At 70.1% G+C, this 20694-nt stretch carries 20 protein-coding genes and 1 rRNA gene; 16 read left to right on the top strand and 5 right to left on the bottom strand.

Annotated features, from left to right (window positions below):
• The first annotated feature begins 32 nt into the window (after nt 1-32).
• From rrf to OG788_RS25745, 10 genes are all read left to right on the top strand, one after another.
• Nucleotides 33-149, top strand: a 5S ribosomal RNA gene (rrf, locus tag OG788_RS25700).
• 68 nt (nt 150-217) lie between these two features.
• A complete protein-coding gene (locus tag OG788_RS25705) occupies nt 218-862 on the top strand; it encodes an HAD family hydrolase (protein ID WP_406373712.1) in 645 nt (214 codons plus the stop codon).
• A gap of 134 nt (nt 863-996) precedes the next feature.
• Nucleotides 997-1734, top strand: coding sequence for a VC0807 family protein (locus OG788_RS25710; RefSeq protein ID WP_406373714.1), 738 nt, complete (start codon nt 997-999; stop codon nt 1732-1734).
• A gap of 83 nt (nt 1735-1817) precedes the next feature.
• Complete coding sequence (locus tag OG788_RS25715) at nt 1818-3044, top strand: MFS transporter (protein WP_406373716.1); 1227 nt, start codon at nt 1818-1820, stop codon at nt 3042-3044.
• Nucleotides 2995-4167 carry an acetoin utilization protein AcuC gene (locus OG788_RS25720; RefSeq protein ID WP_406373718.1) on the top strand — a complete coding sequence of 391 codons (1173 nt, stop codon included), beginning with the start codon at nt 2995-2997 and terminating at the stop codon, nt 4165-4167. The genes OG788_RS25715 and OG788_RS25720 overlap by 50 nt, the downstream gene beginning before the upstream one ends.
• 235 nt (nt 4168-4402) lie before the next feature.
• Nucleotides 4403-5218 carry a phosphatase gene (locus tag OG788_RS25725; protein WP_406373720.1) on the top strand — a complete coding sequence of 272 codons (816 nt, stop codon included), beginning with the start codon at nt 4403-4405 and terminating at the stop codon, nt 5216-5218.
• 129 nt (nt 5219-5347) lie between these two features.
• Nucleotides 5348-5557 (top strand): helix-turn-helix domain-containing protein, encoded by a 210-nt coding sequence (locus OG788_RS25730; protein ID WP_093781815.1) that lies wholly within the window; start codon nt 5348-5350, stop codon nt 5555-5557.
• 143 nt (nt 5558-5700) lie between these two features.
• Complete coding sequence (locus tag OG788_RS25735; RefSeq protein ID WP_003948845.1) at nt 5701-5799, top strand: 30S ribosomal protein bS22; 99 nt, start codon at nt 5701-5703, stop codon at nt 5797-5799.
• Between the two features lie 487 nt (nt 5800-6286).
• A complete protein-coding gene (locus OG788_RS25740; RefSeq protein ID WP_351553614.1) occupies nt 6287-7348 on the top strand; it encodes an NAD-dependent epimerase/dehydratase family protein in 1062 nt (353 codons plus the stop codon).
• Nucleotides 7349-7362: 14 nt separating this feature from the next.
• Nucleotides 7363-8415: a lysophospholipid acyltransferase family protein gene (locus tag OG788_RS25745; RefSeq protein WP_351553617.1), complete on the top strand. Its 1053-nt coding sequence runs from the start codon at nt 7363-7365 to the stop codon at nt 8413-8415.
• Between the two features lie 104 nt (nt 8416-8519).
• Here OG788_RS25745 and OG788_RS25750 read toward each other — a convergent pair whose 3' ends face one another.
• The 3 genes from OG788_RS25750 to OG788_RS25760 form a co-directional block, all read right to left on the bottom strand.
• Nucleotides 8520-9752: a DUF5667 domain-containing protein gene (locus OG788_RS25750; RefSeq protein ID WP_351553620.1), complete on the bottom strand. Its 1233-nt coding sequence runs from the start codon at nt 9750-9752 to the stop codon at nt 8520-8522.
• A 254-nt stretch (nt 9753-10006) separates the two neighbouring features.
• Nucleotides 10007-10777 (bottom strand): ECF subfamily RNA polymerase sigma factor, BldN family, encoded by a 771-nt coding sequence (locus tag OG788_RS25755; protein ID WP_037627370.1) that lies wholly within the window; start codon nt 10775-10777, stop codon nt 10007-10009.
• Nucleotides 10778-11439: 662 nt separating this feature from the next.
• Nucleotides 11440-12372 carry an HAD family hydrolase gene (locus OG788_RS25760; RefSeq protein WP_406373723.1) on the bottom strand — a complete coding sequence of 311 codons (933 nt, stop codon included), beginning with the start codon at nt 12370-12372 and terminating at the stop codon, nt 11440-11442.
• A 186-nt stretch (nt 12373-12558) separates the two neighbouring features.
• Between OG788_RS25760 and OG788_RS25765 the strand changes: the two genes are divergently transcribed.
• From OG788_RS25765 to hemB, 6 genes are all read left to right on the top strand, one after another.
• Nucleotides 12559-12858 carry a glutaredoxin family protein gene (locus tag OG788_RS25765; RefSeq protein WP_266761338.1) on the top strand — a complete coding sequence of 100 codons (300 nt, stop codon included), beginning with the start codon at nt 12559-12561 and terminating at the stop codon, nt 12856-12858.
• Nucleotides 12859-13200: 342 nt separating this feature from the next.
• A complete protein-coding gene (locus tag OG788_RS25770; RefSeq protein ID WP_351553629.1) occupies nt 13201-13959 on the top strand; it encodes a redox-sensing transcriptional repressor Rex in 759 nt (252 codons plus the stop codon).
• Nucleotides 13956-15662 carry a glutamyl-tRNA reductase gene (locus OG788_RS25775; RefSeq protein WP_406373725.1) on the top strand — a complete coding sequence of 569 codons (1707 nt, stop codon included), beginning with the start codon at nt 13956-13958 and terminating at the stop codon, nt 15660-15662. The genes OG788_RS25770 and OG788_RS25775 overlap by 4 nt, the downstream gene beginning before the upstream one ends.
• A complete protein-coding gene (gene hemC, locus OG788_RS25780; RefSeq protein ID WP_356754842.1) occupies nt 15659-16618 on the top strand; it encodes a hydroxymethylbilane synthase in 960 nt (319 codons plus the stop codon). The genes OG788_RS25775 and hemC overlap by 4 nt, the downstream gene beginning before the upstream one ends.
• Nucleotides 16615-18318 (top strand): bifunctional uroporphyrinogen-III C-methyltransferase/uroporphyrinogen-III synthase, encoded by a 1704-nt coding sequence (locus OG788_RS25785; protein ID WP_351553638.1) that lies wholly within the window; start codon nt 16615-16617, stop codon nt 18316-18318. The genes hemC and OG788_RS25785 overlap by 4 nt, the downstream gene beginning before the upstream one ends.
• Nucleotides 18319-18493: 175 nt before the next feature.
• The gene (hemB, locus tag OG788_RS25790; RefSeq protein WP_356754839.1) at nt 18494-19486 is read left to right on the top strand and encodes a porphobilinogen synthase; all 993 of its coding nucleotides are present in this window, start codon (nt 18494-18496) and stop codon (nt 19484-19486) included.
• Between the two features lie 96 nt (nt 19487-19582).
• On the opposite strand, the gene OG788_RS25795 is transcribed toward hemB, so the two are convergent.
• On the bottom strand, nt 19583-19738 hold the full coding sequence (locus OG788_RS25795) for a hypothetical protein (protein ID WP_406373728.1): 156 nt from the start codon (nt 19736-19738) through the stop codon (nt 19583-19585).
• A 122-nt stretch (nt 19739-19860) separates the two neighbouring features.
• On the bottom strand, nt 19861-20604 hold the full coding sequence (locus OG788_RS25800; protein ID WP_406373730.1) for a DUF4232 domain-containing protein: 744 nt from the start codon (nt 20602-20604) through the stop codon (nt 19861-19863).
• Between the last annotated feature and the right edge of the window lie 90 nt (nt 20605-20694).

A 20694-nucleotide genomic window follows, 5' to 3' on the forward strand; every position in this document is an offset into this window, starting at 1 on the left:
TGCCACGGCTCCGGTTGACAGTTTCATAGTGTTTCGGTGGTCATAGCGTGAGGGAAACGCCCGGTTACATTCCGAACCCGGAAGCTAAGCCTCACAGCGCCGATGGTACTGCAGGGGGGACCCTGTGGGAGAGTAGGACGCCGCCGAACAAATTTTGAAGAAAACCCCCGTACCGGGAAACCGGTCACGGGGGTTTTCTGCGTTTAGGGTCTTTGTTATGCGCTACGACCTGATTATTTTCGATAACGACGGCGTCCTCGTGGACAGCGAGCCGATCTCCAACACCCTTCTGGCCGCCTATCTCACCGAGCTGGGGCATCCCACCTCGTACGAGGACTCCTTGCGTGACTACATGGGCTCCGCCATGCACCGCATCCACGACATGGTCCTGGAACGCACGGGGCAGCGGCTGCCGGACGACTTCGACGACGTGTTCCACGCCCGGGTCTTCGCCGCCTTCGAGCGGGAACTGAAGCCCGTTCCCGGTGCCGGGCAGGTGCTGGAGAAGCTGGCCGCGGACGGAGTGCCGTACTGCGTGGCCTCCTCCGGGAGTCATGGGCGGATCCGGGTCGGGCATCGGACGACCGGGCTCGACCGCTGGTTCGACGACGAGCGGATCTTCAGTTCGCAGGACGTGGGGCGGGGCAAGCCGGCACCCGATCTGTTCCTCCACGCGGCCGAGCGCATGGGTGTACGGCCGGAGAAGTGTGCCGTCGTCGAGGACAGTCCGCTGGGGGTGCGGGCGGCCGACGCGGCCGGGATGGACGTGTACGGGTTCACGGCGATGACGCCGGCCGACAGGCTGGTCGGTGCCACTCAACTCTTCTCCGACATGGGGGAGTTGGCTGACCTGCTGGTATGACGGCACCCATCGGCGGGGGCTGACATATGTCATGCCGAGCTCCGGACGATCGTTTCTGTCGGCGGGTGGGGTCCGACCGCGAAGCTGAGTACATCGAAACGGGACGTACACAGTGACGACGGAGGGACCCGATCATGAGCATCACCGCCACCGAGTTCAGCACCGGAGAGACCGACCGCGCTGCCGCGGCGGTCGCCGGGACGGCGTCCACCGCGGAGACCGCCGGTCCCCGGCCGAGCTTCCTGCCGCTGATCGTGGATGTGGCGGTGCCCGTCGGGTCGTACTACCTGCTCAAGAACGGGTTCGGTATGAGCACGATGGCGGCGCTCGGCTGGAGCAGCGTCGTACCGGCGGTGCGGACCGTGTGGAGCGTGGTGAAGGAGCGCAAGGTCAACGCCCTGGCCGGGCTGATCCTCTTCGTCAACGTGGTCGGACTCGCCCTCAGCCTCGTCGCCGGTGACCCGCGGCTGATGCTGGCCAAGGACAGCGGGGTCAGCAGCGCGGTGGGTCTCGGTGTCCTGGTGTCCGTGCGGCTCGGGCGGCCGATGATGACGCAGGCGATGAAGCCGTTCCTCGTGAAGGGGGACCCGGCCAGGAGCGCGGCCTGGGACCGGCTGGTGGCCGGCTCGGAGGGGTTCCGGAAGGCCGAGCGGACCTTCTCCCTCGTGTGGGGCGCGGTGCTGCTCGGTGAGTGCGTCGCGCGGGTCGTGGGTGCCTACACGCTGCCGATCGACACCATGGTCTGGCTGGGCACGGTCGTCATGATCGCCTCGATGGTCCTCGCCTTCCTGCTCAGCGGGCGCTTCGCGGTCGTCCCGATGGAGAAGATGCTCGAGCGGGAGCTCGCCGCCGGTGCCGGATCGGACGACTGAACGGTCTCCTTCCGAAGAGCTGAGCAAAATTCACCTTCGGCTGGATCTACCCACCGGTAAGCCGGGGCCCTACGCTCGCCGCCATGACAGATGTGCTGCGGCGCGGTAGGGCCTCTTTGGCGTTCAGCTTCTTCGCTCAGGGTGCCGCCTTCGCGTTGCTCGTGACGCGCATCCCGGCCATCCAGGACCGCTACGGGATCTCCGACGCGCTGCTGCCGGCGTTCCTGGCGGCCGTCCCGATCCTCGCCGGGGTGGGTAGCGTCGCCACCGAGCACCTGGTCAAGCGGATACCCCCCAGCAGCGTCCTGCGGTGGTCGCAGCCCGTCGTGCTGCTCGCCCTGCTCGGTGTCGGGGCCGGTGACCAGCTCGTGGAGGTGGCGGTCGCCCTCGGTGCCTTCGGCCTCGCGGTCGGCGCTCTCGACGCCTCGATGAACATGCTCGGGGTGAGTCTCCAGCGGTCGTACGGGCGCAGCATCATGCTCGGCTTCCATGCCGCGTACAGCCTGGGCGGGATCGTGGGTGCCTCGCTCGCCTGGGCCGGGGCGCACTGGCATCTGCCGCTCTTCGTGTCGTACCTGCCGGTCGTGCTGGTGCTGCTTCCGCTCGCTCTCGTGGCGAGCCGGTGGTACGTCGACGGTGGCGCGGCCCCGGACGGGAAGGACGCGGCGACCGAGGACGGTGCCGGTGCCGGGCCTCTCGTCTTCAAGCTGCTGCTTCCGCTGTGCCTGGTGATGACGTTCGCCTACATCGGGGATTCGACGGTCTCCAACTGGAGCGCGAAGTATCTGAAGGACGTGCTGGGCAGTTCGGAGCAGCTGTCGACCGTTCCGTACAACGTCTACATGGTGATGACGCTGGTGGGGCGGGCCGTCGGGGACTTCGGGGTGCGGCGGTTCGGGGCCGTGGCGGTGGTGCGGCTGGGTGCCGTGGTCGCCGCGCTCGGGTTCGGGGTGGTGGCGGTCGCGCCGGGGGCCTGGGTGGGCATGCTGGGCTTCACGCTGGTGGGGCTCGGGCTGTGTGTGATCGTGCCGCAGACCTTCGCGGCCGCCGGGAGGCTCTTCCCGGGGGCGTCGGACACGGCGATCGCGCGGCTGAACATCTTCAACTACGTCGGGTTCCTGATCGGCTCGCCGTTGGTGGGCGCGCTGGGCGACGCGTGGAGCTACCGCGGAGCCATGGTCGTACCGATGGTGCTGGTCCTCGCGACCTTGGGGTACGCCCGCTCGTTCGATCCTCAACCGGACCGATACGGTGACGTGCATGAGCGGCCGCGCACAGCTGATGTGGGACGAGGCAGTAACGGGGTATGACTTCGGTCCGGACCATCCCATGGATCCGGTCCGGCTGGCCCTGACCCGGCGACTCGTGGACGCCTTCGGGCTCGACCGGGACGTCGACGTCGTCTCGGCGAAGCCGGCGGGGGCGTCGACCCTGCGACTGGTGCACCGCGAGGACTATGTGGAGGCGGTCCGGGCCGCGTCCGCCGATCCCGCGTCGGCCGACCCGTCGTACGGTCTCGGGACGATGGACGATCCCGCGTTCGCCGGGATGCACGAGGTGTCCGCGATGATCGCCGGGCAGTCCGTGGGGGCGGCGGAGGCGGTGTGGCGCGGGGAGGCGCTGCACGCGGTGAACTTCGCGGGCGGGCTGCACCATGCGATGCCCGGCGGCGCTTCCGGGTTCTGCATCTACAACGACGCCTCGCTGGCCATCGCCCGCCTCCTGGAGCTGGGCGCCGAGCGGGTCGCGTACATCGACGTCGATGTGCACCACGGTGACGGCGTCCAGGCGGCCTTCTGGGAGGACCCGCGGGTTCTCACGATCTCCCTGCACGAGCATCCGCGGACGCTGTTCCCGCAGACCGGATGGCCCGAGGAGACGGGGGCCGACAGCGCCGAGGGCTCGGCGGTCAATGTCGCGCTGCCGGCCGGTACCGGGGACGCGGGCTGGCTGCGGGCCTTCCATGCCGTGGTGCCCGAGCTGATCGCCGACTTCCGGCCTCAGGTGCTGGTCACCCAGCACGGCGCGGACACCCACTTCGAGGACCCGCTCGCGCATCTCGCCGTATCGCTCGACGCGCAGCGGGCCGTACAGGTCGCCTGTCACGACCTGGCGCACGAGTACGCCGACGGGCGCTGGGTGGCGCTGGGCGGCGGCGGGTACGCGGTGGTGGAGGTGGTGCCGCGCTCGTGGACGCATCTCGTGGCCGTCGCGGCGGGCCGTCCCATCGAGCCCGAGACGGTGATCCCGGAGAGCTGGCGGCAGCATGTCTTCGCCCGCACCCGGCAGTTGGCGCCGATGCGGATGACGGACGGACGGTGGCCGGTTTCCTGGAAGGACTGGGAGGCGGGGTACGACCCGGCGGACCGTCTCGATCAGGCGATCGTGGCCACGCGCAGGGCCGTGTTCCCGCTGCGGGGGATGTTGCCGTAGGCCTGCGTTCCCGCCTCGGGCCTGGGCGGGAACGGGATTTCTCCCTGACCGAGGGCGGCGCCACGGTAACGGGCTCCTGGGGCACGTGTGTTGGGAGACCGGGAGTTCCAAAGATGGTTGCGGACCCTCGTGCCTCTGCCCTGCCACTGGCGTCACGATGGCCTATTAGGCCAAGTGTGGGGCTTTTCCTGCTTTTTGTGCATGCGGTGTCGACGGATGCGTCAGCATCGCTGACGTGTTGAGCACCGGAGCTTTGCGTGCACATCTGCTGGCCGCCCGGCTGGCCGGGCCCGTGGCCACCTCGCGCGAGGAGAGTCTGCGCAGCTATCGGCTCTTCGCTGCCCGCGACCCCCGTCTGTTGCTCGGACTTGATCCCGAATGGACCTGGCGGCAGCGGGACTTGATCGAGTTGATGGCCGACAAGTGCGGAGTTTCGGCCGATCCCTCGCACACTTCGGGGCATGATGTGATCGACCCGGAGCTGACCCTGACGGCGCTCGACGCCTTCGCGGAACGGCTCGGTGAAGCCGCCCGCCGTCGTCACCCTGTGCTTCTCGGTACGGGTCATCCGCACCGGCTGATCACCTTCTACGCCGCTCTCGCGGACGCGCTGTCGGCGGCGGGATGTACCGTCCTCACCCCCGCGCAGGGTAGCTCTGTCGACATAACGACCCGGTTCGGTCTACGCACGTACAACCTCGACTACGTACAAGGCGTCGCGCTGGTGCGCGAACCCGGGGCCGGGGCCGCCGGTCGTGCGACCGGCGCACACACCCACTCGCCGCTGCCGGTTCGGACCGTTCTGGCGGCCGCGGCCGAGGCCGGAGGACCCCTCCCGGAGCTGGTCATCGGAGACCACGGATGGGTCTGCGGAGCAGGTCAGCTGGGGTTCGAGGCCATCGGTCTCGCCGATACGGACGATCCCGCGCTGTTCGTCGGAGAGGCAGAGGGGCGGGTGTCCGTCGTCGTTCCGCTTGATGACGCTGTGCGGTCTGATTACTACCGACCGCTTACTCGCTATGTACTCAATCGAGCGTGTCTGTCACAGTAGGCGGCCGATGGCATCCCCTCTTCCCCACTCGCATCACCCGCCCCTACATTGGGGAGTGAGCACGCAACGACGAAGAGTCACCGGAAGGGGAAGCCGGTGACCGTCGAGTGCGGAAGGTTCAGGTGTGTCATGGCTGCAGGCGAGAGGCCTCTGAACGAGGTTCAGTTCCTTACCGTGGCGGAAGTCGCCTCGGTGATGCGAGTGTCGAAGATGACCGTGTACCGCTTGGTGCACAGCGGTCATCTGCCGGCGATCCGGGTGGGGAGGTCCTTCCGGGTGCCGGAGCAAGCGGTTCACGAGTACCTCCGTGAGAGCTATGTGGGGGTGGAGACCGCCTGACGGCGATTCCGGGAGACCGTTCGCGATCTCCCGGAAACACCTCGATTACGACCTCGGCTCTCGGACGGGTAGGCTGGCCCCTCATAGGTCGTGTGGGCCCATGCAGCCCAGCACCGAGTAAAGAGAAGTGAGCGAGGGTAGTCGTGGGCTCTGTTATCAAGAAGCGGCGCAAGCGGATGGCGAAGAAGAAGCACCGCAAGCTGCTCAAGCGCACTCGCGTTCAGCGTCGCAACAAGAAGTAAGCGGCGCCGCGGAAACGCGTACTGTGGCCCCCCACCTCGAAGGTGGGGGGCCACAGGCATACCTGGCCGCGAGAGGGCCACTCGGAAGGCCGGCCGAGGACCGGCCCCCGGGAGAAGGCCGAAAGCCGCTGGGCGCCGACGAAGAACCGGGCCGCGGTGGCCTCCGTGCGGGCGAGGGAGCAGCGGCACCCGAGCCGGAGCCAGGGGCCGTCCGGGTGGCCACCGGGCCGGCGCGAGGTCTCGGCCGCGGCCGCATCCGAGAGGCAGGACCCCGAAAAGCCGCTCGAACATCGAATAGATTCAGCCACACGCGCCGCGTACGTCTGTGGGCCGAATGGCTTGGTCTGGTCGTACGTCTGCGGCTGTCGTCACTTCGTGCATCGGGCGGTCATCACAGCGCAACATCAACCCGCTAAGTTGGCCGCACACGGGGAACGCGGCAGGTACGAGCGGAGCTACGTCCAGTTCTGGAAGGAAGGCGCTGATCTTGGGGAAGGTCGTGCTCGTGACCGGGGTGGCCCGACAGCTGGGGGGCCGGTTCGTACGACGGATCCAGCGTGACCCGCAGGTGGACCGGGTGATCGCCGTGGACGCGGTGCCGCCCGAGCACCACATCGGCGGCGCCGACTTCGTGCAGGCCGACATCCGGCAGCCGACGATCGCGCGGGTGCTCGCCGAGTACTCCGTCGACACGGTCGTGCACATGGACGTGACGGGCACGGCGCTGGGCTCCGGCAGCCGGACCACGGTCAAGGAGACCAACGTCATCGGCACCATGCAGCTGCTCGGCGCCTGTCAGAAGTCTCCGACGGTCAAGCGGCTCGTCGTGAAGTCCAGTACGAACGTCTACGGCTCGGCGCCCCGCGACCCCGCCGTCTTCACCGAGACGACCTCGCCCAAGTCGTTGCCCAGCGGCGGCTTCGCGAAGGACACGGTGGAGGTCGAGGGGTACGTGCGCGGCTTCGCGCGCCGCAGGCCCGATGTCGCCGTGTGCGTGCTGCGGTTCGCCAACATCCTCGGCCCGAGCGCGGACTCGCCGCTCGCCTCGTACTTCTCGCTGCCGGTCCTGCCGACCGTGTTCGGCTACGACCCGCGGCTCCAGTTCGTCCACGAGAGCGACGTCATCGAGGTGCTCCGGCTCGCCTCGCACGATCCGCAGCGGGGCACGCTCAACAGCGGCACGTTCAACATCGCCGGCGACGGCGTCCTGCTGCTCTCGCAGTGCGCGCGGCGCCTGGGCCGGCCCACGGTCCCGCTGCTGCTGCCGGCCCTCAGCTGGGCCGGCACGGCCGTGCGTACCCTGGGTGTGACGGACTTCTCGCCGGAGCAGCTGCGGCTGCTCACGCACGGCAGGGTGGTCGCGACGATCCAGATGCGCGAAACCCTGGGCTACCAGCCGAAGTACACGACGGCGGAGACCTTCGCGGACTTCGCCCACAGCCGGGGGCCCGGACTCCTGCCCCCGGAGGCCCTTGCGGGGGCCGTGGACCGGATCGCCGCCCTGCCTCTTCTGGGCGGCGGCCACACCCCGACGCAGAGCGCCAACTGAGGAGCGCATCAACAATGGCGGACGCCAAGGTCATTCCGTTCGACGACGACCGGTCGCGCGGGGCTGCTGTGCAGCGCCCGGCGCGGCGCCGGGCAGCGGGGAACCGGCGCAAGGGCGAGCCCGTAGTCGTACGCGAGGTCCAGCCCCTGCCCGGGCGGACCGTCCCGCAGGATGATGTTCCCGTGACGCATGAGGAACATCCGCCCCAGCAGCCCCAGCAGGGCGGTAGCGGCCTGGAGCAGCGCATCGCGGGAGGCCTGGCCTTCCTGCGCCGCAGGCTCACGGGCGACTACGAGATCGACGACTTCGGGTACGACCAGGAGCTGACCGACCAGGTCCTGATGTCGCTGATCCGGCCGCTCTACGAGAAGTACTTCCGCGTCGAGGTGAAGGGCGTCGAGAACATCCCGTCGGAGGGTGGCGCCCTGATCGTCGCCAACCACTCGGGCACCCTTCCGCTGGACGGCCTGATGATGCAGGTCGCCGTCCACGACAACCACCCCGCGAACCGTCACCTCCGCCTGCTCGCCGCCGACCTGGTCTTCATGCTGCCGGTCGTGAACGAGCTGGCCCGCAAGGCCGGCCACACGCTGGCCTGCGCGGAGGACGCCGAGCGGCTCCTGGAACGCGGCGAACTGGTCGGCGTGATGCCGGAGGGCTTCAAGGGCATCGGCAAGCCCTTCAGCGAGCGCTACAAGCTCCAGCGCTTCGGCCGGGGCGGCTTCGTCTCGACGGCGCTGCGCGCGGGCACCCCGATCATTCCGTGCTCGATCGTCGGCGCGGAGGAGATCTACCCGATGATCGGCAACGCGAAGACCCTCGCGCGGCTGCTGGGGTTCCCCTACTTCCCGATCACCCCGACGTTCCCGTGGCTGGGTCCGCTCGGCGCGATCCCGCTTCCCACCAAGTGGACGATCCAGTTCGGCGAGCCGATCCGCACGGACGGCTATCCGTCGGAGGCGGCCGAGGACCCGATGCTGATGTTCAACCTGACCGACCAGGTCAGGGAGCAGATCCAGCACACCCTGTACAAGCTGCTGGTGCAGCGCAGGTCCGTGTTCTTCTGATCATGCAGTTACGGTTCTGCTGATCATGTCCTGATATGCCTGTACGTCGATGGGGGCGCCCTTCCCGAGAAGGGCGCCCCCATCGACGTGGCCGGGTGGCGGGGTTAGTTGCTGTCCTCCGTGTCGATGCCGAGGCCCGGCAGGAGACCGGGCAGCAGGGGCGGGAGCGTGACGTCGGGTTCGCTCGTCGCGTTGCCCTTGCCGCTGCTGTCGGACGACGGGGCGGTGCTGGTGTCGTCCTGCGGCGGGTCGAGCAGGCCGCCGGTGTTGCCGCCGAGCAGGCCGTCGCTGCTGCTGCCCGAGCTGGAGGGCTTGGGCTTGCCGCTGCTGTGGCTTCCGTTCGCGGAGCCGCTGGTGGCGCTGGGTGCCGGGGTGTCCTGGCCGGGCGAGCCGGTGGACTCCTCGCTTCTGCCCCGGTGACGTCCGGTGCCCTCGGGGGCGGGCGTCCTGGGCAGCAGCGAGCGCAGCGGGCCGACCTCTTCGTCTATGGCCTCGAAGACCGACGAGACCTGGTCACTGACGTCGCCGAGCTGTACGGGCAGCCGGTCGCGCAGCGCGCCCCAGGCCTCGCGGTGCGACTGGGAGAAGGCGGACAGGGCCTGGATGGGGCCCAGTGAGCCGTCCCGTTCGTATGCCTCGTGCAGCAGGCGGTGACCCTCGGAGGCGTCGTGCTGCATGCCGGACAGGGCACGGCGGACCTCGCCCAGGGACTCGTGGTCGAGCTGTCCCGAACGGCCGCGCTCCATCAGCCGGCGGGCCTCGCTCAGGCGGTTCGAGGCCTGGTCGAGGTAGAGCTCGCCCCGGTCACTGTCGCCGTGGGCCAGCCCCAGCTTGATGTCCTCCATGCCGCGCTTGAGCCCATAGAGCGAGTCGCCGGGCAGGGCGTCGGAGCTCGCGGCGGCCACACCGCCGAAGGCTCCGGCGGCCACACCGACGGTGAGCCCGCCCGCGGCGAGCCCCTTGGACAGCCGGGACCGGGGCCGCAGCTTCCCCAGTCCGGTCGCCCGGTGCGTGCCCTTGGCCCGATGGGACCGCTGCTCGGGCACGGCACGGTCCCAACCATCGCCTCCGGCGGCGGTGCCTTCCAGCAGCATGGCCTCCATCGCGGCGACGAGCTGGGCTCGCTGCACGATCTTGACCTCGGGGTCCAGCTCCGGTTTGGGCAGCTCGCCGAGACCGGTGGCTAGGGCCAACAGCAGCCCTTGCTCGGTCTGTTCCGTAGCAGCCCGGGACGGTGCCGACCCATCGGGCTGCTCGGCCGCCGTGCCCTGGTCGGACTCCTCCAGGGCCTGGGCGAAGGCGTTCGCCCGCCGGTGTGCCGATACGTTCGCGATCACTGGCGGCACCTCCTCTCGTCATGACGGTCGGCTCCCCAGGGGGTCCTGAGGGTTGCACCCCCTGGCCGTGTCCGCACGATCGGGTGATCGGCGATGGCCAAGGCGTGACCACAGGGAGCCTGTATCCCGCACAACGAGCGTCACGGCACTTGGGTTACGGACGGCGGATGATCGGACCGCGAAGTCAACAGACTTTTACGGAAGGTGAGTTGAGTGTCGCTGAACGTGCGGGATCACTGCGGGTCGAAGCGGGTTCAGCGGACGTCGTCCGGCAGGAGCCGGGCCAGGGTGCGGACGGCTCGGTACTGGAGGGTCTTGATCGCCCCCTCGTTCTTGCCCATCACCCGGGCGGTCTCGGCGACCGAGAGCCCCTGGAGGAAGCGGAGCGTCACACACTCCTGCTGCTGAGGGTTGAGCCGGCGCACGGCGTCAAGGAGCGCGGCGTTGGAGAGCGACTCCAGGACGGAGTCCTCGGGTGAGCGCTCGACCTCGTTGGCGTCGAGCATCTCTCCGGTGGTCACCTCCAGCCGGAAACGGCTGGACTTGAAGTGGTCGGCGACCAGATTCCGGGCGATGGTCACGAGCCAGGCGCCGAAGTCACGCCCCTGCCAGGTGAACGTGCCGATCCGCCGCAGCGCGCGCAGAAAGGTCTCACTGGTGAGGTCCTCGGCAGTCGCCTTACCTCCCACCCGGTAGTAGATGTAGCGGTACACGGTGTCGCTGTACTGGTCGTAGAGCCGTCCGAAGGCGTCGGCCTCGCCGGCCTGGGCGCGCTCCACGAGATCCATCATCCGGGCGCTGTCACTGTCCGCGGCCGGACGGCGTGCGGTGGTGGCCGAGCCTGAGCGGCCCCGCCTGCCGACCGCCGCGTTGCCGTCGGCCAGTGCGTAGCAAGGGCCGACGGGCGCGGGGAGGGCGAAAGCGGGGACGGCGTACGCGGTGGGGACGAAGCCGCGCAGACGGTCCAGGACCGTTGCGCGCAGCGTAGCCAGGCCCGAGGCGTCAACCCCGACGTGTGAGTACACGGGACTCCCAGAGGCAGAGCTTCCATCACGTGCAGTGCGGGACCTTTCACCCGTCGTAGCGACGGAGGGGTACCGGTTTGCGTCTGAGGAGAATAACGCTTCGTACAGGCAGCACTACACCCAGTTGCTAAAATCATCGATTACGTCGCTTCTGATGCGGTTCGCTGCCTGTTCAAGTACCGGACGGTGACCGCTTGTTGATCGAGTCGGTTCGTGTTCCGTCTGAGTACAGGGCGTGTTGTGCCCGCCTGCGGTGAACATGACTGGGCCGCCCACGGTGTGGGTAGGACCACGTGATTGCCTCGCGGAGGAGCGCTCCCGTCCCAGGTCCGGACAGGTTTTCGCCCCCTCCGCCCCTGCCCGTCCCGACCCCGGGGCTCCGGCCCCGGACCCCGCTCCTCAAGCGCCGGAGGGGCTGAAACTCTCGCCGGCCGGGACGGAAAAGGGAAAACGCACCCGCACCCGTCCACGCACGGGAGGGGCCGTGCCGGTACATCCCTGATGTCCGTCGCTTACGTTCGGATCGAGCAGCGGCTCCCGTTGAGAACTCACGTCTGATCCAGCGGCGACGGACCGGGATGTACCGGCACGGCCCCGACCCACGACGCACCGGCAGGGTGCACCGGCAGGGCGCACCGGCAGGGCGCACCGGAGGACGAGGCTCAGCGGCGGCGGCGGTGCAGGGCGATCGCGGCGGCCGTGCCGCCGGCCACCGCACCGACCCCGGCCGCGGCGGGAATCCCGACCTTCGCGGCCTTGCGCGCCGTGCGGTAGTCGCGCAGCCGCCAGTCGAAGTCCCGCGCGTGCTTGCGCAGTTTCGCGTCCGGGTTGATCGCGTACGGGTGCCCGACCAGCGAGAGCATCGGAATGTCGTTGTGCGAGTCGCTGTACGCCGCGCAGCGGGCCAGGTCCAGGCTCTCCGCGGACGCCAGCGCCCGTACGGCCTCCGCCTTGGCCGGACCGTGCAGCGGTTCGCCGACCAGCTTGCCGGTGTAGACCCCGTCCACCGATTCCGCGACCGTGCCCAGGGCGCCCGTGAGACCGAGCCGCCGCGCGATCACCGTGGCGATCTCCACCGGCGCCGCTGTGACGAGCCACACCTTCTGTCCGGCGTCCAGGTGCGCCTGGGCGAGGGCGCGGGTGCCGGGCCAGATCCGCTCGGCCATGTACTCGTCGTAGATCTCCTCGCCGATCGACATCAGTTCGGAGACTCGATGGCCCTTCACGATCGACAGCGCGGAGTCGCGCGCGTCCTGCATGTGCTCCGGGTCCTCGATGCCGGCCAGCCTGAACCACGCCTGCTGCCAGGCGAACCGGGCCAGGTCGCGGGTCTCGAAGAACTTCCGCTTGTACAGGCCCCGTCCGAAGTGGAAGAGGGCGGCACCTTGCATCACGGTGTTGTCGAGATCGAAGAAGGCTGCGGCCTTGTCGTCGCCGAGCACCGGGAAGTCGGGTACCTCCGGGGCGTCCGGCGGTGCCAGTTCTTCCAGTTCCTGCGAGGACTTGCGCGCTGCCTCCGCAGAGGCCTCGCCTGCCAACACGCTCCGCGCCGTGGCGGAGCGCCTACGGGGAGTGAGCCATCCGAGAGCGGCCATGTCGTGAGCATAGCCAGTCTGTTCGGTGCTTCCGGAGTCGACAGGATTCGACGCTGTGAACTCTCCGCGACCGTGCCGTTAAACAACCGATCCGACGCGTGGTGGCCGCGGCGCGTCGGCCCTGCGCGCGGGCCGGTTGCCGCACAAAGCGCGGAGCGTGCCCGCCAGAGCGTCCGGGGCGGGAGAATGGCGCGTATGAGCCCCATGTTCCGGCGCAGCGACCGCCGTACGCAGAGCAGGGCGCCCGAGGAGCGCCTGGTGACGTTGATCGGGAAGCCCGGGTGTCATCTGTGTGATGACGCACAGGAAGTGATCGAGAAGGTGTGTGCCGATCTCGGGGTCCCCTGGGAGAAGAAGGACATCACCGAGGACGAGGAACTGCACCGCCAGTACTGGGAACAGATCCCTGTCGTGCTGGTGGACGGCGCCCAGCACACCTTCTGGCGCGTGAACGAGGAACGCCTTCGCAAAGCCCTCGCCCGGTGAATCCCGTGCGGGGACGCCGGCCGCGCCCGTGATGTGCCCCGACTTGTGACCTGACCGAGTAGTCCAAGTGGTCGGGAACGTCGCCTAGGATCGACGGCGATTGGTCTCGGGGGCGGGATTCGTTGAGGAGAGTGTGCGGTTTTGCCCCCTTCAAGTGCGGAACGAAGCCGTCCGTGCGCCGGTTGCATACGTGCGCGCCGGGCATGCGTGACCCCGGTCACGTTGGCCGGGCAAATCGGACACCGTCTTTGTGCACGCGTTCACAAAGACATAGCCTGCATTCGACGGGGCGGTCTAGGTACGTGTGACCGCCTAAAGCCCCGCTCTACCCGCAGGAGCACCGTGGCAACTGGCCGAACTCACCGACCGGCGACCCGCAGCCGAGGGATTCCCGAGGCCACCGTCGCCCGGCTTCCGCTGTACCTCCGAGCCCTCACCGCACTGTCGGAGCGCTCGGTACCCACGGTCTCATCCGAGGAACTCGCGGCCGCGGCGGGGGTCAACTCCGCGAAGCTGCGCAAGGACTTCTCCTACCTCGGCTCCTACGGGACGCGCGGTGTGGGGTACGACGTCGAGTATCTCGTGTACCAGATCTCCCGTGAACTGGGTCTGACCCAGGACTGGCCGGTAGTGATCGTCGGTATCGGTAACCTCGGTGCGGCACTGGCCAATTACGGAGGGTTCGCCTCGCGCGGATTCCGTGTCGCCGCGCTCATAGACGCGGATCCCGCGATGGCCGGCAAGCCCGTCGCCGGAATCCCGGTCCAGCACACGGACGACCTGGAAAAGATCATCGACGAGAACGGTGTCTCGATCGGTGTCATCGCCACCCCGGCCGGAGCCGCCCAGCAGGTCTGCGACCGCCTGGTGGCCGCCGGAGTCACCTCCATCCTGAACTTCGCGCCGACCGTCCTGACCGTCCCGGACGGTGTCGACGTGCGCAAGGTCGATCTCTCCATCGAGCTGCAGATCCTCGCCTTCCACGAGCAGCGCAAGGCCGGCGAGGAGGCCGAGGCGCAGGCCGATGCCGTCGCCACCGCCGCGCAGGAGAACAACCGCAAAGGGCCCGACGGGGATGTTCCCGCCGTGATGCCGGCATGAGTCTCCTCGTCGTCGGGCTGAGCCACCGCAGCGCTCCGGTCAGCGTTCTGGAGCGGGCCGCGCTGTCCCCGGACGCGCAGGTCAAGCTGCTCCAGGACACTCTCGCCGCAGAGCCGGCCGCCGAGGGCGCGGTGCTCGCCACCTGCAACCGCATCGAGCTGTACGCCGACGTGGACAAGTTCCACGCGGGTGTCGCCGAGCTGTCCACGCTGCTCGCCCAGCACAGCGGGGTCGGGCTCGAGGAGCTCACCCCCCACCTGTACGTGCACTACGAGGACCGGGCCGTCCACCACCTCTTCTCGGTGGCCTGCGGCCTGGACTCGATGGTCGTCGGCGAGGGCCAGATCCTCGGCCAGATCAAGGACGCGCTCGCCATCGCGCAGGAGCTGCACACCGCGGGCCGGCTCCTCAACGATCTGTTCCAGCAGGCCCTGCGGGTCGGCAAGCGCGCCCACTCCGAGACCGGAATCGACCGCGCCGGACAGTCCCTGGTCACCTTCGGCCTGGAGCAGCTGTCCGCCGGGCGGGCGGTCGAGGCCTGGGCCAAGGACAAGAAGGCCCTCGTCATCGGCGCCGGCTCGATGTCCTCGCTGGCCGCCGCGACACTCGCGCGCGTCGGCGTCGGCGAGATCGTGATCGCCAACCGCACCCAGGACCGCGCCGAGCGCCTCGCCGAGATCCTCACCGGCGGCGACGACACGGACGTGGTGGCCCGCGCGGTACCGATGGACTCGGTACCGGTCGAGCTGACACGTGCCGACATCGCCGTGTCCTGCACCGGAGCGACCGGGATCGTCCTGACGGCCGAGTCGGTCGCGGCCGCCGTCGAAGGACGTACGGGAACGCCCGCGGCCGTACGCGACGAGGCGTCGGCCGGTCCGGCCGGGCACCTCGCGTCGACCGGTCTCGGAACCGAGGACGGCTGCCCGCTCGACCTGTCCGCCGTGCAGGGCAACACCGGCTTCTCCGTCATGGGCGAGGCGGCCGTCGCCGGCATGGACGCGGCCACCCTGGAGCAGCACGCGGCCTGGGTGGACAAGGGCACCGGGACCGTCGAGCGCCGCGACAGCCGTCGTGCGCCCGACGCCGACGCCGACGTCATCACCGCGCTGGCCGCGACCGTCGCCACCATCGGCCGCATCCCCGAGCGCCGCAGGCCCGAACCCGTCGCCGAGGCCCCGCGCCCCGCGCCGGTGCTCGCGCTGCTCGACCTCGCGATGCCCCGTGACATCGACGCGGCCGTGCACCGGCTGCTCGGTGTGCGGCTCGTCGACCTCGAGTCGCTGGCCGACGCCTCCGCGGACGCGCCGATGGCCGCGGACGTGGACCAGGTGCGCCGGATCGTCTCCGACGAGGTGGCCGCGTTCGGTGCCGCCCAGCGGGCCGCGCACATCACCCCCACAGTCGTGGCGCTGCGCGCCATGGCCGCCGATGTCGTCGCGAACGAGATCGCGCGGCTGGACGGACGGCTGCCGGACCTCGACGACAAGCAGCGCGGCGAGATCAGCCAGACCGTGCGGCGCGTCGTCGACAAGCTGCTGCACGCGCCGACCGTACGGGTCAAGCAACTGGCCGCCGAACCCGGCGGTGCCGGGTACGCGGACGCGTTGCGGACCCTGTTCGACCTGGACCCGGAGACGGTCGCCGCCGTCTCGCGGGCCGAGAACAACACCGAGAACGCCAAGAACCGAGGGCGAGCATGAGTGAGCAGGCTTTGAGGCTCGGGACCAGGCGCAGCAAACTCGCCATGGCCCAGTCCGGGCAGGTGGCGGATGCCGTGAGCCAGGTGACCGGACGGCCCGTCGAGCTCGTTGAGATCACGACGTACGGCGACATCTCCCGCGAGAACCTCGCGCAGATCGGCGGCACGGGCGTCTTCGTGACCGCGCTGCGGGAGGCACTGGTGCGCGGGGAGGTCGACTTCGCCGTGCACTCCCTCAAGGATCTGCCGACCGCGCAGCCCGAGGACCTCGCGCTGGCCGCCGTGCCGGTGCGCGAGGACGTGCGCGACGTACTCGTCGCCCGCGACGGGCTGACCTTCGCGGAGCTGCCGGACGGCGCACGCGTGGGCACCGGCTCGCCGCGGCGCATGGCCCAGCTGAACGCGTACGCGCGCAGTCACGGGATGACGATCGAGACGGTCGCCATCCGTGGGAACGTCGACACCCGCATCGGGTACGTCCGCTCCGGGGAGCTCGACGCCGTCGTTCTCGCCGCCGCCGGACTCAACCGGATCGGCCGCATCGACGAGGTCACCGACTTCCTGCCGGTCGACACCGTTTTGCCCGCCCCCGGCCAGGGGGCCCTCGCGATCGAGTGTGCCGCGGACAACGCGGACCTCGTCGCCGCGCTCGGAGAGCTCGACGACCCGTTCACCCGGGTCGCCGTGACAGCCGAGCGATCTCTGCTTGCCGCCCTGGAGGCCGGCTGCAGCGCACCCGTGGGCGCGCTGGCCGACCTGCTGGCCGACGGGCAGATTGTCAAGGAGATGCGCCTGCGCGGCGTCGTCGGCACGACCGACGGCTCGACGCTGGTGCAGCTGTCCACCACCGGTCCCGTGCCCGAGACACATGACGAAGCGATGTCGCTCGGCCGTGAACTCGCCGCCGAGATGCTTGCCAAGGGCGCGGCCGGTCTGATGGGGGAGCGAGCACTGTGAGCCCCACCAAATTTCCCGCCGGTCCGGACCACGGGCACGTCACCTTCCTGGGTGCCGGACCCGGAGATCCAGGGCTGCTGACACTGCGCGCCGTAGAGGCGCTGGCGAACGCGGACGTCCTCGTCGCCGAGCACGATGTGCTCGACGTGGTACGCGTTCACGCCAGACAAGGCGTCGCTGTTCTGAACACGGATCCGGACACTTCGCCGGATACGTACCAGAGCACAGGCACGCCTCAGCTGACGGTTGTTGACAGCACGTCAACAACCGTTGGTGACCCCGCGTCGAGGGACGCAGCCAATCTTGTCATGACGGCCGCACGGGGCGGCAAGCGGGTCGTACGTGCGGTGTCCGGTGACCCCGGGCTCGACACCTACGCCGCCGAGGAGATGCTGGCCTGCGCCCGCGCGGGCGTTCCGTTCGAGGTCGTGCCCGGCATCGCCGCCGCCGTCGGGGTGCCCGCCTACGCGGGTGTGCCACTGCGGGACGCGCAGGGCGCGGACGTACGGTTCGTCGACGCGCGGACCGCCTCGGACCGCTGCTGGACCGAGGTCGGCGCCTCCGACGGCACCGTCGTCGTGTCGGCGACCCTCGACTCCGTGGCCGCGGCCGCGGGCGAGCTCGTGGCCTCCGGCCGCAAGCCCGACACCCCGATGGCGGTGACGATCGCCGGTACCACGACCCGGCAGCGCACCTGGTCGGCGACGCTCGGCACGATCGCGCAGACGCTGAAGCAGGCGAAGGTGCTGCCGTCCCCGGACGGTGGCCGCCCGGTCATAGCCGTGGTCGGTGAGCGTTCCGCCGCCGCCCAGCGCGACCAGTTGTCCTGGTTCGAGTCCAAGCCGCTGTTCGGCTGGAAGGTGCTCGTGCCGCGGACGAAGGAGCAGGCGGCTTCGCTCTCCGACCAGCTGCGGTCGTACGGGGCCGTGCCGCACGAGGTGCCGACGATCGCCGTCGAACCTCCGCGCACACCCCAGCAGATGGAGCGCGCGGTCAAGGGCCTGGTGACCGGCCGCTACGAGTGGATCGCCTTCACCTCGGTGAACGCGGTCAAGGCCGTACGGGAGAAGTTCGAGGAGTACGGGCTCGACGCCCGTGCCTTCGCGGGCATCAAGGTCGCGGCCGTCGGCGAGTCGACCGCGAAGGCGCTCATCGCCTTCGGCGTGAAGCCGGACCTGGTGCCGAGCGGGGAGCAGTCCGCGGCCGGTCTCCTGGAGGACTGGCCGCCCTACGACCCGGTCTTCGACCCGATCGACCGGGTTTTCCTGCCGCGTGCCGACATCGCCACGGAGACCCTCGTCGCCGGGCTCATCGAGCTGGGCTGGGAGGTCGACGACGTCACGGCGTACCGCACCGTGCGCGCGTCGCCGCCGCCGGCCGACACCCGCGAGGCGATCAAGGGCGGCGGCTTCGACGCGGTGCTCTTCACCTCGTCGTCGACCGTGCGGAACCTGGTGGGCATCGCCGGCAAGCCGCACAACGTGACGGTGATCGCCTGTATCGGTCCCGCGACCGCCAAGACGGCCGAGGAGCACGGGCTGCGGGTCGACGTGATGGCTCCGGAGCCCTCCGTGCACAAGCTGGCGGAGGCGCTGGCGGACTTCGGGCTGCGGCGGCGCGCCGCCGCGCTGGACGCGGGGGATCCCGTGACCCGGCCCAGCGAGCGCCGGCCGGGCTCGCGCCGACGACGCACCACCTGACGCCGGGTGGGGGGCGGGCGGGGTGTTTCTCGCCCCCTCCGCCCCTGCCCGTCCGTTGTCTCCGGGGCTCCGCCCCAGGCCCCGCTCCTCAAGCGCCCGAGGGGCTCTTTCCGGGACGGTGTCCCCGACAAAGCGTCGGCATAGGTGCCCCTGAGGCGGGCGTAGCGTAGATGCCATGACGAAGTACGGATCCTTCCCCGGTACGCGTCCGCGGCGGCTGCGCACCACCCCCGCCCTGCGCCGGATGGTCGCCGAGACCCGGCTGCACCCGGCCGACTTCATCCTCCCGGCGTTCGTCCGCGAGGGTGTGAGCGAGCCGGTGCCGATCAGCTCGATGCCCGGGGTCGTGCAGCACACGCGGGACAGCCTGAAGAAGGCGGCCGTGGAGGCGCTGGAGGCCGGGGTCTCCGGAATCATGCTGTTCGGGGTTCCCGAGGAAGCGAAGAAGGACGCCGTCGGGACGCCCGGCACCGACCCCGACGGGATTCTCCAGGTCGCCCTGCGCGACGTGCGCGCCGAGGTCGGCGACGAGCTGCTCGTGATGTCCGACCTGTGTCTCGACGAGACCACCGACCACGGGCACTGCGGTGTGCTCGACGAGCAGGGGCGGGTCGACAACGACGCGACCCTTGAGCGGTACGCCGAGATGGCCCAGGTGCAGGCCGACGCGGGCGCCCACATCGTGGGTCCCAGCGGGATGATGGACGGCCAGATCGGCGTCATCCGGGACGCCCTCGACCAGATCGGCCGCGAGGACGTGGCCATCCTGGCCTACACCGTCAAGTACTCCTCCGCCTTCTTCGGCCCCTTCCGGGAGGCCGTCGGCTCCTCGCTGAAGGGCGACCGCAAGACGTACCAGCAGGACCCGGCCAACGCGCGGGAGTCCATGCGGGAGTTGGCGCTCGACCTGGAGGAGGGCGCCGACATGGTCATGGTGAAGCCGGCGGGCCCCTACCTCGACATCCTCGCCCGTGTCGCCGACGCGGTGGACGTGCCGGTCGCCGCGTACCAGATCTCCGGTGAGTACTCGATGATCGAGGCCGCCGCGGAGAAGGGCTGGATCGACCGGGAGAAGGCGATCCTGGAGACGCTGACCGGCATCAAGCGGGCCGGCGCGCAGAACATCCTCACGTACTGGGCCACCGAGGTCGCCCGGAACCTGCGCTAGCCGCCGACCCGGAAGGTCCGGGGGTGCCGGTCCCGGCACCGGGAGTCGGCCGGGTGGTGCGTCGTATCGGCCGCCGGGGTGCGGTGGCCGAGCCGGTCAGGCCGGGGAGCGTTCGACGGCCTCCCGGGCCCGGGCGTTCGAGGCCGCCGCTTCGGCCGGCGACCGGGCCAGAGCGTCGACCCACTCGTCCAGGCCCACCGTGCGCCGCGACAGCACGATGCCCCGCACCTCGTGGCGGATCTCCCCGGTCACCGGACCCCGGTCCGTCCGCAGCGAGCGCTGCTCCCCGAGCGCGATGAGCAGCTCGGTGACCGTGCCCGCGCGCCCGGCCAGCCGGTCCGCGACACAACGCCTGCGCCTCCGAGGCCGCTCGCTCAGTACGCGAGCGCGTCGTCCAGGCCCTGCTGCCAGTACGTCACCGTGAGCTTGTCGTCGACGTACACGCCCTTCGCGGGGAGGGCGGGGCGGGCGGTCCTGCCCTCGGCGGCGAAGCCGATCTCCAGGGTCCTGGCCGTGTAGCCGTTGCCGCCGCTGCCGTCCGCCGCCGACAGCAGCACGCCCGCGTAGCCGGACTCGCCGGGAGCGAGGGTGACGACCGCCTGCGGATGGGTCTCCTCGGCGACCGGCGGCACGGACTGGGCCTCGCCGAAGCGGGCGATCGGATAGCCCGTCAGGTCGCAGTTCTTCGCACCCGTGTTGGTGACGGTGAGCAGCAGATGGTTGAGCGGGCGCGAGACCACCGTCGCGGACGTACGGGTGGTGGCGCCGTCGCACGCCACATTCCTGGTGCCGGTGCCGGCACCGGTTTTCCCGGCGGAGTCTCCCGAACCGCCCGTCGAGCCCGCGCCGTTCTTTCCGGTGGAGCCGCCCGAGGAGCCGGTGGTGGTGCCGGTGCCCTTCGAACCGTTCGTCGAACCCGTGGTCGTGCCGGTGCCCGCGGGCTTCGCCGTCGCGCCTCCGTCGGCGGCCGGGTCGCTCGGCCGTGCCGAGGAGCGGGCCGCGGCGGACGGCCCCTCGTCGCGGACGCCGCTTCCGGTGCCGCACGCCGTGAGGGCGAACGCGGTGAGCGCGATCGTGGAGGCGGCGAGCAGACGAGTGCGTGCGGTGCGTGCGGACATGGGTGATTCCCCCTGTGGTGTCGCCGGTGGAACGGCCGCTCGACCGGTCGAGGAGAGCGGCGTGCTTGGATGACCACAGCTTGTGCGGTG

The organism is Streptomyces sp. NBC_00647, from assembly GCF_045207245.1.
GTDB lineage: Bacteria > Actinomycetota > Actinomycetes > Streptomycetales > Streptomycetaceae > Streptomyces.